The organism is Azospirillum sp., assembly GCF_035628975.1.
Lineage (GTDB): Bacteria > Pseudomonadota > Alphaproteobacteria > Azospirillales > Azospirillaceae > Azospirillum.
The window spans coordinates 52,126-63,494 of sequence record NZ_DASPIS010000054.1 but is presented as its reverse complement, the minus strand read 5'-3'; the positions used below and the strand labels follow the sequence as shown (position 1 = coordinate 63,494).

The 11,369-nt window shown below is 68.5% G+C and carries 11 protein-coding genes; 10 read left to right on the top strand and 1 reads right to left on the bottom strand.

Annotated elements, in window-relative coordinates; all coding sequences use genetic code 11:
• The first annotated feature begins 28 nt into the window (after positions 1-28).
• From VD964_RS12275 to VD964_RS12255, 5 genes are all read left to right on the top strand, one after another.
• Positions 29-964 (top strand): Hsp33 family molecular chaperone, encoded by a 936-nt coding sequence (locus VD964_RS12275; RefSeq protein WP_324868875.1) that lies wholly within the window; start codon positions 29-31, stop codon positions 962-964.
• A gap of 115 nt (positions 965-1,079) precedes the next feature.
• Complete coding sequence (locus VD964_RS12270; protein ID WP_324868874.1) at positions 1,080-1,343, top strand: type II toxin-antitoxin system ParD family antitoxin; 264 nt, start codon at positions 1,080-1,082, stop codon at positions 1,341-1,343.
• Positions 1,340-1,654, top strand: a complete 315-nt coding sequence (locus VD964_RS12265; protein ID WP_324868873.1) for a type II toxin-antitoxin system RelE/ParE family toxin — start codon at positions 1,340-1,342, stop codon at positions 1,652-1,654. The genes VD964_RS12270 and VD964_RS12265 overlap by 4 nt, the downstream gene beginning before the upstream one ends.
• A 103-nt stretch (positions 1,655-1,757) precedes the next feature.
• On the top strand, positions 1,758-2,354 hold the full coding sequence (locus tag VD964_RS12260) for a hypothetical protein (protein ID WP_324868872.1): 597 nt from the start codon (positions 1,758-1,760) through the stop codon (positions 2,352-2,354).
• 69 nt (positions 2,355-2,423) lie between these two features.
• Positions 2,424-2,678, top strand: a complete 255-nt coding sequence (locus VD964_RS12255) for a hypothetical protein (RefSeq protein WP_324868871.1) — start codon at positions 2,424-2,426, stop codon at positions 2,676-2,678.
• Positions 2,679-2,819: 141 nt separating this feature from the next.
• Here the strand turns inward: VD964_RS12255 and VD964_RS12250 are convergent, their stop codons facing one another.
• On the bottom strand, positions 2,820-4,712 hold the full coding sequence (locus VD964_RS12250) for a potassium transporter Kup (protein WP_324868870.1): 1,893 nt from the start codon (positions 4,710-4,712) through the stop codon (positions 2,820-2,822).
• A 297-nt stretch (positions 4,713-5,009) separates the two neighbouring features.
• Here VD964_RS12250 and VD964_RS12245 point away from each other — a divergent pair, with 297 nt between their 5' ends.
• From VD964_RS12245 to VD964_RS12225, 5 genes are all read left to right on the top strand, one after another.
• Positions 5,010-6,071: a diguanylate cyclase gene (locus tag VD964_RS12245; RefSeq protein WP_324868869.1), complete on the top strand. Its 1,062-nt coding sequence runs from the start codon at positions 5,010-5,012 to the stop codon at positions 6,069-6,071.
• Between the two features lie 135 nt (positions 6,072-6,206).
• Positions 6,207-6,773 (top strand): hypothetical protein, encoded by a 567-nt coding sequence (locus tag VD964_RS12240; RefSeq protein ID WP_324868868.1) that lies wholly within the window; start codon positions 6,207-6,209, stop codon positions 6,771-6,773.
• A gap of 25 nt (positions 6,774-6,798) precedes the next feature.
• Positions 6,799-7,320: a hypothetical protein gene (locus tag VD964_RS12235; protein ID WP_324868867.1), complete on the top strand. Its 522-nt coding sequence runs from the start codon at positions 6,799-6,801 to the stop codon at positions 7,318-7,320.
• Positions 7,321-7,566: 246 nt separating this feature from the next.
• Positions 7,567-10,857: an error-prone DNA polymerase gene (locus VD964_RS12230; RefSeq protein WP_324868866.1), complete on the top strand. Its 3,291-nt coding sequence runs from the start codon at positions 7,567-7,569 to the stop codon at positions 10,855-10,857.
• A gap of 131 nt (positions 10,858-10,988) precedes the next feature.
• Positions 10,989-11,366 carry a VOC family protein gene (locus tag VD964_RS12225; RefSeq protein ID WP_324868865.1) on the top strand — a complete coding sequence of 126 codons (378 nt, stop codon included), beginning with the start codon at positions 10,989-10,991 and terminating at the stop codon, positions 11,364-11,366.
• The last annotated feature ends 3 nt before the right edge of the window (positions 11,367-11,369 follow it).

The following is an 11,369-nucleotide window of genomic DNA, read 5'->3' as shown; positions in this document are numbered from 1 at the left end:
CCGGTCTCTGTCTTAAGGAATCCGCCCTATGGACGATCCGTCCGTCCGCCCGCTCACCGATGATTTCGTCCTGCCGTTCCAGATCGAGGCGTCGCGCCTGCGCGGCCGCGTCGTCAAGCTGGGGCCGGCTATCGACGAGATCCTGACCCGCCACGACTATCCGCCCACCGTCGCCCGCTTCCTGGCGGAGACGGCGACGCTCGCCGTGCTGCTCGCCAGCATGCTGAAGTACGAGGGCATCTTCACGCTCCAGACCAAGGGCGACGGGCCGATACGCCTGATGGTGGCCGACGTCACCTCGGTCGGCGACGTGCGCGCCTATGCCCAGTTTGATCCGGAAGCACTGGCCAAGGCCGAGCGGGACGTCGATATCGCCCCGGCCGCGGCGCTGCTCGGCAAGGGCTACATCGCCTTCACGGTGGACCAGGGTCAGGACACCGACCGCTACCAGGGCATCGTCGAGCTGTACGGCAAGACGCTGACCGACTGCGTCCAGCACTACTTCCGCCAGTCCGAGCAGATCGACACCGGCCTGACCGTCTCGGTCGACCGCGAGGTGAAGCCGGACGGCACGCCCGGCCAGTGGCGCACCGGCGGCATCATGGTCCAGCGCCTGCCACAGGAGCAGGGTCTGGTCGCGTCCGACAAGGAAGACGACTGGCGCCGCGCCATGGTGCTGATGGCCAGCGTCACCGGCGACGAGTTGCTGTCGACCGACCTCGCCGCCTCCGACCTGCTCTACCGCCTGTTCCACGAAGACGGCGTGCGGGTCTACGAGGGCCATGCGCTGCGCTTCGGCTGCCGCTGCTCGCGCGAGCGGGTGGAAAACATGCTGCGCAGCCTGCCCCGCGAAGAGGTACAGGAGCTGAAGATCGACGACGGCCGGGTCGAGGTGACCTGCCAGTTCTGCTCGACCGACTACCACTTCACCGACGCGGATCTCGACCGCGTGTATGGCGCGTAAGCAGTGTGAAGATGGCCGGTGCCGACAGGTGCCGGCCGTCCGCTTGCGCTCCCCGCCCGCCTCCCCCATACTCTATGTCAATCCTTGACATACGATCTTCATGGGGATGACGGCGATGGCGACCAACGTGCATCTCACCCCGGAATTGGAGCGGTTCGCCCGCGACTGTGTCGAAGGCGGGCGTTACAACAATGTGAGCGAAGTGGTGCGCTCCGGCCTGCGGCTGTTGCAGGAAGCCGAGGAGCGGCGGCGGACCTTCAACGTCATGCTGCTCCAGGCCGAATCCGAAGCTGATCGCGACGGCAGCATCGCCATCGACGATGTCCTTGCCGAAGCCGACGCGATCATCGACTCCCACAGCGGCTCCCGCGGCCGATGACCACAGCGCTGCTGTCGCCGGCGGCGCGCCGCGATTTGCTGTCGGCAATCCGATGGATCGCCCAGGACAATCCCGGCGCCGCCCGCGCCTTGCGCGACACCATTGCCCGGACCGCGCAACGCATCGGCACTCATCCCCAGGTCGGAGTGCCCCGCCCGGACTTGGCCGCCCCGCCCTACCGCTTCGTCAGCCTGACCGGCTTCCCCTACATTGTCGTCTACAACGCCGAACGTCATCCGCCGCTGATCGTCCGCATCCTTCACGGCGCCCGCGACCTGCCGGTCGTGCTCGGCGATCTCCCGGACGGTTGATGCAGCCCGGAAGACGTTCACCGGAATGGGTGTGATGCACCGGCCTGCCTTGCCGGCTATAGTGCCGCCCCTTTGTCCAACTTCTCCCTCACCCGGAGCCCCCATGCTGTCGCGCCGCTTTGCCCTTGCCGCCGGAACGGCCACCCTCCTGCTTGCCGCCTGCCAGAGCACGCCGCCGCGGCCGGCGCCGCGTCCCGTCGATTTCTCCAATTTCGGACCGATCGTGCTGAATGCCGGCACCATCGACGTGGTCGACGCCTATCGCCCGATGGGGGCCAAGCATGTGGAGGGACGCTCCGCTGTTCCGCCAGCCGAGGCGGTGCGGCGCTGGGCGGCGGAGCGGCTGCAGGCGGCCGGCGGGAGTGGGCGCGTGCGCGTCACCATCCGCGACGCCAGCATCGTCGAGGTGGCGCTGCCCACCAAGAAGGGCATCACCGGCTATTTCAGCAACGATCAGGCCCAGCGCTATGACGGCCGGATCGAGGTGGAGATCACCGGCGAGGTGCCGGACACCGGCAATGGCGGCTTCCGCGGCGTGACCCGTTCCACCGTCACCCATTCCACCACCGTGGCGGAGAACATCTCGCTGGCCGACCGCGAGGCTACCTTCCTCGACATCACCCGCCGGATGATGGACGACCTGAACGCCCGGCTCGACGCCGGCATCCGCAAGGATCTGGCGCCGATGGTGCGGCGGTGACCTCTTTATAGGACTTGGCCCGGCCCTTGCGATGGGGCACCCGACGTTTCGTCAGAACGGAGAGTGCCCATGCCGAAATTCGACCTCTACGTCGTCCGGCCGCCGGAGGGATCGGCCACCGTCACCGCCATCCCCGAGGAAAAACAGCAGGCGTCCCAGGCGGCGCTCCGCAACCTCAGCCGCTCCGGCTGCGTGGTGAAGCCCTTGGGCGGCATCGACCTGTCCTTCGTCAAGAAGTCGGAGGCGCAGATCAAGCTGGAACTGGCGGTGCGGCAGATGTTCGCCGCCTCCGCCTACAAGCCGCCGGTGTCGATTGTCTGGTGATGGGCGTCTGGTGATGGGCGTCTGGTGATGGGCGTCCGGTAGCGGCCAAGGTGAACGGCCTTCGGGCGGGGGCGGAAGAAACTGCCCCCGCCCGCCGTCCCGGCGCCATGGCGCGGCAGACTCTGCCGGGCCGAATCCGCCCTATATCTCAAGCTGCATGCCCAGCTCGACCACGCGGTTGGGCGGGATGCAGAAATACTCCGACGCGCTGGTCGACAGCTTCGACAGGAAGATGAACAGCGGTTCCTGCCAGCGCGGCAGTCCAAGCTTGCCGTGGCTGCGGATCAGCGTCTCGCGGCTGACGAAATAGGTGGTTTCCATCGGCTCGAACGGCAGACCGGGAATCCGCTTCGTCTCCAGCGCCTGCGGGATGTCGGGTTCGTCCTTGAAACCGAAATGGACGATCAGCCGGAAGAATCCGGCGGACAGAGCCTTCAGTTCAAAGCGCTGCTCGTCCGGCACATGGGGCACGTCCTCGATGTCGACGGTCAGCAGCACGACCCGCTGGTGCAGCACCTTGTAGTGCTTCAGGCTGTGCAGCAGCCCCGGCGGCAGGCCGCGCGGGTTGCCGGTCAGGAACACCGCGGTGCCCGGAACCCGCTGCACCGAGCCGGTCTTCAGCCGCTCCACCAGCAGGTCGAAGGGCAGCGCATCCTCGGCCAGCCGCTTGCGCACCACCTCGCGCCCGCGCCGCCAGGTCGCCATCAGCAGGAAGACTGCCGCGCCGACCACCAGCGGAAACCAGCCGCCCTCCTCCACCTTCACCAGATTGGCCAGGAACAGCGCCATGTCGACGGTCAGGAACACCGCCAGCGCCAGCACCGCCTGCCACAGCTTCCAGCGGCCGAGCGAGCGCGCGACCTTGTAGGCCAGCAGCGTGGTCGCCACCATCGTGCCCGTCACCGCGATGCCGTAGGCGGCGGCGAGGTTGCTGGAGGTCTGAAAGGTCAGCACCAGCATGAGAACGCCGGCCAGCAGCAGCCAGTTCAGCTGCGGCATGTAGATCTGGCCCTTCTCATGCTCCGAGGTATGCATCACCTCCATCCGCGGCAGATAGCGCAGGTGCATCGCCTGCAGCGTCACCGAATAGGCGCCGGAGATCACCGCCTGCCCGGCGATGATGGTCGCCGCGGTCGCCAGCAGCAGAAGCGGCACCTGCGCCCAGTCCGGCGCCAGATGGAAGAAGGGGTTCTCGATCGCGTCCGGTTCATGCAGCAGCAGGGCGCCCTGGCCGAAATAGCACAGCAGAAGCGACGGCAGCACCAGCACGTACCACGCGATGCGGATCGGCTTGCGGCCGAAATGGCCCATGTCGGCATAGAGCGCTTCCGCCCCCGTCACCGCCAGAACCACGGCCCCCAGCAGCAGGAAGCCGTGCCAGCCATGATTGAACAGCATCTCCACGGCATGGCCGGGCCAGACGGCGGCCAGGACGCCGGGATAGCGCACGATCTGCCACAGCCCCAGCACGCCCAGCGTTATGAACCAGACCAGCATCACCGGCCCGAACAGCCGGCCAACCTTCTCCGTCCCGAAGCGCTGCAGCACGAACAGCCCGATCAGGATGGTCAGGGTGATGGGGATGACGTAGTCGTCCAGGGCGGGGGCCACGACATGCAGCCCCTCCACCGCGCTCAGAACCGAGATGGCGGGGGTGATCAGGCTGTCGCCGTAGAACAGCGAGGCGCCCATCACGCCGATGGCCATGACGACGCCGGTGCGCCGGTGCCCCGGCCGCATGCCGCGCAACGCCAGCGCGGTCAGCGCCAGGATGCCGCCTTCGCCCTGGTTGTCGGCGCGCATGACGAAGACGACGTATTTCACCGTCACCGTGATGATCAACGCCCAGAAGATCAGCGACAGCACGCCCAGGATGACCTCCGGCACCAGCGGAAAGCCGCCGCCTTCGGTCAGGCATTCGCGCAGCGTGTAGAGCGGGCTGGTGCCGATGTCGCCATAGACGACACCCAGCGCCCCCAGCGCGAGCGCGCGCAGCTTCGCCGCATGCTCCCGCCCATCCATGCCTGCTTCCATAACCAGGTCCGCTCCTGTCCCGTTTAACCGCGTCCGCAAAGGACCGCCGCCGGCCGGCCCGGCACATCGTCCGGACCGATCATTGGCATACGCACAGCCATGCCTAAGGTGGCTCGCGGTGGCCGCGCAAGCACCGAATGGCGAAACGCGCCGCCGGCCGGTCCGATCCCATGCCAGTTACACCCTTTCGGTGGTCCATTCCCATGCGACGGAGCGCGGCACTCGGCACCGTTGCATCCGGAGCGCCGACATGCTTCCATTCATACGTGTACCGCGCGGAGCTCCGAGCCGGCAGCCATGTCCAACGATTTCCTGTTCGCCTCGGACGAGTCCCCCGCAGCACCGCTCCCGGACCGATCCGACTCCGACACTCCGGATCCTCGCTCCCCGCCCTGGCTGGTGCTGGTCGCCGATGACGAGCCGGAGGTGCATGCCGTCACCCGGCTGGCGTTGGCCCGCCTGCGCTTCCGCGGCCGTCCCGTCCGCCTGCTGGACTGCACCAGCGCCGCGGAGGCGGAGCGCATCCTGCGGGAAACGCCCGGCATCGCGGTCATCCTGCTCGACGTGGTGATGGAGACGGAGGATGCCGGCCTGCGGCTGGTCCGCACCATCCGGGAAGATCTGGGCAACCGGGCCGTCCGCATCGTCCTGCGCACCGGCCAGCCCGCGCAGGTCCCGGAGGAGGACCTCGTCCTCGCCTATGAGATCGACGGCTACACCGCGAAGACGGAGCTGACCGCCCGCCGGCTGTTCACCAGCGTGGTGACGGCGTTGCGCGCCTACGCTGCCCTCGAGGCGCTGGAGGGGCAGCTCGCCGAGCGCACCCGCGCGCTGGAGGAGGCGACCGTCCGCCTGAACCGGCTGGCGGTGCTGGATCCGCTGACCGGCGTGTGGAACCGCCGCCGCTTCCTGGAACTGGCGGCGGCGGAACTGGCGCGGGCGCGGCGCTATGGCCGGCCGCTGACGGTCTTCCTGCTCGACCTCGACGGGTTCAAGGCGGTCAACGATGCCCATGGCGACGCCGCCGGCGACGCGGTGCTGCGCGCGGTGGTGAAGCGGATGCGGGCGGCGCTGCGCATCTCCGACCATGTCGCCCGTTCCGGCGGGGAGGAGTTCGTCGTGCTGCTGCCGGAGACCGACTCCGCCGGTGCCGCCGTGGTGGCGGAACGGGTGCGCGCCGCCCTGGCCGGCAGCCCCATCGTCGTGGACGACCGCGCCATATCCGTCACCGCCAGCATCGGCATCGCCCACTGGCTGCCCGGCGAACCCGGCGTCGAACAGACCCTGCACCGCGCCGAGCGGGCGCTCCAAGCCGCCAAGCAGGCCGGCCGCAACCGGGTGGAACGCGCGGCGGGATAGCCGGTCCGATCCCGGCATTGGGGTGTTTCATGTGAAATATCGTTACAGCGCGGCGATTGAACGGCGGGAAGCTAGGGGTTACTCCTATCGTTGGAGGCATCCATCCGGATGTTGCTCCCGATCAGGGGTTCGCACATGTGGCAGGACTACGGCAACGCGCTCATCTCCGCCTTCGGGCTGGCGGGCCTGGGGTTCGGCATCGGCAAGCTCGTCATCGTGCTCGGTGAGCGCGCCATCGAGCGCCGCCACGGGTCGGAGGGGGTGCGCGACGTCATCGCCCGCCGCGCCAAGATGGAAACGAAGTTCGAAGCCCGCCGCGCCGACCGCATCCGGGAGCTGAAGGAGCTTGACGGCACGGTGGAGGACGTTCTGCGCCGCCGCAAGGTTCTGGAACGCCAGATCGAGGACTCGCGGCAGTCCGGCGAACGGCTGGTCCGCCTGATCGGCGAGGAGGTCCACGGAAGCCCCTGCTATGTCGCGATGGTCGTGAACAAATATGTCGGCACCGGCGCCGCCCAGCAGAGCCAGCATGCGCTGGTCGACCCCACCTGGGCCCAGCCGCAGATGATCGAGGTGTGGGCGCGGTCGATGGCGGAGGCGCGGACGGAGATCGAACGGCGCTACCCCCCGGCCTTCGGTTATGCGGTGACCCGGATGCAGGAGTTCCTGTCCGCCGATGCTCCCGTCGCCAAGGCCGGTTGAGATCCGGTTGAGATAAGGACGCGCCATGGACAGCATGCCCTACATCTTCGCCGGTCTGGTCGGCCTCGCCTCCCTGTCCGTTTCGATTCTGCTGGCCATGCGCCGGCTGAAGACCTCGGAGGAGCGGATCGCCAACGCCGTCTCGCGCAAGCAGGCGCAGGTCGAGCGGATCAAAAAGGTCGCCCGCGTCACGCTTCAGCAGGCCCGCGATCAGCGCGACGCCCGCCGCCGCAAGGCGATGGCCGAGCTGGGTTGCGAGGATCTGGAACAGCGCCTGAAGGCCGCCGGTGCCGCCGACCGCCGCATCTATGTGCTGGACGACCGCCGCACCCAGAAGGACCAGGGCTGGCTTCTGCGGGTGGTCAACATCGAATACGGCGCCCGCGTCAACGCCAACCTCACCCCCACCGCGCTGGACAGCTGGAAGCGCGGCCGCCGCTTCCTGGTCTGGGCGCTGGACGAGAAGAAGGCCCGCGAGAAGGTCCACTCCCGGTTTCCGGAGAACAAGGGCTTCACGGTCATGGGCGTGGAGTCCTATCTGGGGTGAAGTGTCGGCTGACGATGCCCCTACCTAACCTCCCCCGCTCTCGGTCGACCGAAGGTCGATCCGATCACGGGGGAGGGACTGCCGCCGCCCTTCCAAACAAGCACTTACCCCCTCCCCCGCCCAGCGGGGGAGGGTTGGGGTGGGGGCAATCGAAGCCACCCCTCCCCGCCACAATAATGACACCAATCCCATTTCCGGACTATCATCCCCGCGCGCACCCATCCGCCAGCGCCGGGGAGCCTTGCCATGATCCGTTACGCCGAACTGCAGGTCGCCACCAGCTTCAGCTTCCTGGAGGGGGCGTCGCACCCTGACGAGCTGGCGCTGACCGCGGCGGCGCTCGGGCTGGCGGCGGTGGGGGTGACGGACCGCAATTCGCTGGCCGGCGTGGTGCAGATGCATGCGGCGGCGAAGAAGGCGGGCATCCGGGCGCTGATCGGCTGCCGGCTGGACCTGACCGACGCCGACAGCCTGCTGGCCTACCCGACCGACCGCGCCGCCTATGCCCGGCTGTCGCGGCTGCTGACGCTGGGCAAGATGCGGGCGCCGAAGGGGGAGTGCTTCATCGCCCGCGCCGACGTGCTGGCCCATGCCGAGGGCATGCTGTTCCTGCTGCTGTCCCCCGACCGGCGCGACGAGTCGTTCCTGCGCGAGCTGCGCGCCTGGCGCAGCGGACTGGCGCGCGGGCAGCTCTATCTGGCGGCAAGCCACCGCTACCAGGGCGACGACGGCCGCCGGCTGCGCTGGCTGGCCGGGCTCGGGGAGGCGGAGGGGGTGCCGCTGGTCGCCACCAACGACGTGCTCTATCACGGCGCCGGACGGCGGGCGCTGGCCGACGTGATGACCTGCATCCGCCACCACACCACCATCGACGAGGCCGGCTGGCGGCTGTCCGCCAATGCCGAGCGCCACCTGAAGCCAGCCGTCGAGATGGTCCGCCTGTTCCGCGACCACCCCGACGCCGTCGCCCGCAGCCTGGAGATCGCCGAAGCCTGCCGCTTCTCGCTGGACGAGCTGCGCTATGAATACCCCGACGAGGTGGCGGAGGGACGCGACCCCCAGGACACGCTGGTCACCCTGACCTGGGAGGGCGCGGCAAAGAAGTATCCGGACGGAGTCCCCGACAAGGTCCGTGCCGCGGTCGAGCATGAACTGGCCCTGATCGGGGAGCTGCGCTACGCCCCTTATTTCCTGACCGTCCACGACATCGTCCGATTCGCGAAGGGCCAGGGCATCCTGTGCCAGGGGCGGGGCAGCGCCGCCAACTCCGCCGTCTGCTATTGCCTGGACATCACCGCGGTCGATCCCGCCCGCTTCGACCTGCTGTTCGAGCGCTTCATCTCCGCCGCCCGCAACGAGCCGCCGGACATCGACGTCGATTTCGAGCATGAGCGGCGCGAGGAGGTGATCCAGTACATCTACAAGAAGTACGGCCGCGCCCGCGCCGGGCTGACCGCCACCGTCATCCGCTACCGCGCCCGCGGTGCCTTGCGCGAGGTCGGCAAGGCGATGGGGCTGTCGGCCGATCTGGTGGCGCGGCTGACCGGCTCGATCTGGGGCTGGAGCAGCCAGGGTGTGGACGAGGAGCGCGCCCGCTCGCTCGGCGTCGATCCCGACGACCCGAGGCTCAGGCGGACCCTGGAACTGGCGCAGGAGCTGATGGGCTTCCCCCGCCACCTGTCGCAGCATGTCGGCGGCTTCGTCATCACCCGCGGCCCGCTGTCCGACCTCTGCCCGGTCGCCAACGCGGCGATGAAGGACCGCACCACCATCGAATGGGACAAGGACGACATCGACGCGCTGGGCATCCTGAAGGTCGACATCCTGGCGCTGGGCATGCTGACCTGCGTGCGCAAGGCCTTCGACCTGATCGAGCAGGTGCATGGGCAACGCTGGACGCTGGACAGCCTGCCCAAGGAGGACCCGGCGGTCTACGACATGCTCTGCCGCGCCGACAGCCTGGGCGTTTTCCAGGTCGAAAGCCGCGCGCAGATGAGCATGCTGCCCCGGCTGCGCCCGCGGGAGTTCTACGATCTGGTGATCGAGGTCGCCATCGTCCGCCCCGGTCCGATCCAGGGCGGCATGGTCCATCCCTACCTGCGCCGCCGCAGCAAAGTGGAGCCGGTAACCTACCCGATGCCGGCGCTGGAGCCGGTCCTCTACAAGACGTTGGGCGTGCCACTGTTCCAGGAACAGGCAATGAAGGTCGCCATGGTCGGTGCCGGCTTCACCGCCGAGGAGGCCGACCAGCTGCGCCGCGCCATGGCGGCCTTCCGCAAGACCGGAAAGGTCCAGCTGTTCCACGACAAGTTCATCGCCGGCATGACCGCCAACGGCTGCGACCTCGCCTTCGCCGAACGTTGTTTCCAACAGATCGAGGGCTTCGGCGAATACGGCTTCCCGGAAAGCCACGCCGCCAGCTTCGCGCTGCTGGTCTATGTCTCCGCCTGGATCAAGCGCCACCACCCCGCCATCTTCGCCGCCGCCCTGCTGAACAGCCAGCCGATGGGCTTCTACGCCCCCGCCCAGATCGTCCGCGACGCGCGGGAGCATGGCGTGGAGGTGCTGCCGCCGGATGTGAATGTGTCGGGATGGGATTGCGCGCTGGAGATTGCTGAACAATCCCTTCTCCCCCCCGCTCACGCGCAAACTTCGTTTGCGCTGACGCGACAGGCGGACCACAGGTCCGCCGAAAGCGGGGAGAAGGTTAGGATGAGGGGGTTCGGCGCAGCCGAAGAGATCCTCGCCACGCATCCCCCTCACCCCGACCCTCTCCCCGGGGGGGAGAGGGGGAAAAGCCCAAGCCTCCGCCTCGGCCTCCGCCTCATCAAGGGCTTCACCGAGTCGCAGGCCGACGCCCTCGTCCTGTCCCGCGCCGGCGGCTACCGCGATCCCTACGACCTGTGGCGCCGCGCCCGCCTGCCGGTCGCGGCCCTGGAAAAGCTGGCGAAGGCCGACGCCTTCCGCTCCGTCGGGCTGGACCGCCGGGCGGCGCTGTGGGCGGTGCGGGCACTGGGCGACCAGCCGCTGCCGCTGTTCGCGCGGCTCGACGGTCCGATGGCCGAGGAACCCGAGGCTCCGCTGCCCGCCATGGCGCTGGGGGAGCATGTGGTGATGGACTACACCAGCTTGGCGCTGTCGCTGAAGGCCCACCCGCTGGCCCTGCTGCGCGATGGCCTGCCCGGCATCACCCCGGCGGAGCGGCTGGCCCGGACGCGCGACGGCCGGCGGCTGACCACCGCCGGCCTCGTCCTGGTGCGCCAGCGGCCGGGCAGCGCCGAGGGTGTCGTCTTCATCACGCTGGAGGACGAAACCGGGGTCGCCAACCTCGTCGTCATGCCCGACGCCTTCGAGACCTTCCGCCGCCCGATCATGACCGCGAGGCTGATGGCCGCCACCGGCCGGGTGCAGAACCACGAGGGGGTCGTGCATCTGCGCGTGGAATCGCTGCTCGACCTGACCCACCGGCTGTCCGAACTGACCGGCGAGGACCGGCCTGCCGCCGGCTCTTTCTCCAAGGGCCGCAATTTTCATTGAAGGGACCGGCCATTTTAATTCAGCCAACCGATTGCTCCTGACATCACGCTGTCAGGAGGGGGTGTGCTATCAAGAGGGCGTGCCGGCACGAACCACGAACATCCCTTCCCCACATGTCAGGAGCCCGTTCCATGAACAACCCGCATGTCGCCACCTGGTTCGAAATTCCCGCCGCCGACCTCGCCCGTGCCGTGCGCTTCTACGAGGAGGTCTTCGCCACCAAGATGGTCCAGGAGCCCTGCCCCAGCGGCATGAAGATGGCCGTCTTCCCGGCCGACGGCGAGGCCGTGAAGGGCTGCCTGATCGAGCACGAGTCGTACAAGCCCAGCGCCGACGGCACCATCGTCTACCTGAACGGCGGCGACGACCTGTCCGCCCCGCTGGCCCGTGCCGAGCGGGCCGGCGCCACCATCGTCATCCCGAAGACGCTGATCACGCCGGAGATCGGCTATTTCGCCCAGCTCATCGACAGCGAGGGCAACCGCGTCGGCCTCTATTCGATGCACTGATCC

Excerpts from the sequence above, each read along its gene's own strand:
- VD964_RS12235 (WP_324868867.1), top strand. The coding sequence starts at position 6,799 with ATGGACAGCATGCCCTACATCTTCGCCGGTCTGGTCGGCCTCGCCTCC.
- VD964_RS12230 (WP_324868866.1), top strand. The coding sequence starts at position 7,567 with ATGATCCGTTACGCCGAACTGCAGGTCGCCACCAGCTTCAGCTTCCTG.
- VD964_RS12270 (WP_324868874.1), top strand. The coding sequence starts at position 1,080 with ATGGCGACCAACGTGCATCTCACCCCGGAATTGGAGCGGTTCGCCCGC.
- VD964_RS12240 (WP_324868868.1), top strand. The coding sequence starts at position 6,207 with ATGTGGCAGGACTACGGCAACGCGCTCATCTCCGCCTTCGGGCTGGCG.
- VD964_RS12255 (WP_324868871.1), top strand. The coding sequence starts at position 2,424 with ATGCCGAAATTCGACCTCTACGTCGTCCGGCCGCCGGAGGGATCGGCC.
- VD964_RS12250 (WP_324868870.1), bottom strand. The coding sequence starts at position 4,712 with ATGGAAGCAGGCATGGATGGGCGGGAGCATGCGGCGAAGCTGCGCGCG.
- VD964_RS12225 (WP_324868865.1), top strand. The coding sequence starts at position 10,989 with ATGAACAACCCGCATGTCGCCACCTGGTTCGAAATTCCCGCCGCCGAC.
- VD964_RS12245 (WP_324868869.1), top strand. The coding sequence starts at position 5,010 with ATGTCCAACGATTTCCTGTTCGCCTCGGACGAGTCCCCCGCAGCACCG.
- VD964_RS12265 (WP_324868873.1), top strand. The coding sequence starts at position 1,340 with ATGACCACAGCGCTGCTGTCGCCGGCGGCGCGCCGCGATTTGCTGTCG.
- VD964_RS12260 (WP_324868872.1), top strand. The coding sequence starts at position 1,758 with ATGCTGTCGCGCCGCTTTGCCCTTGCCGCCGGAACGGCCACCCTCCTG.
- VD964_RS12275 (WP_324868875.1), top strand. The coding sequence starts at position 29 with ATGGACGATCCGTCCGTCCGCCCGCTCACCGATGATTTCGTCCTGCCG.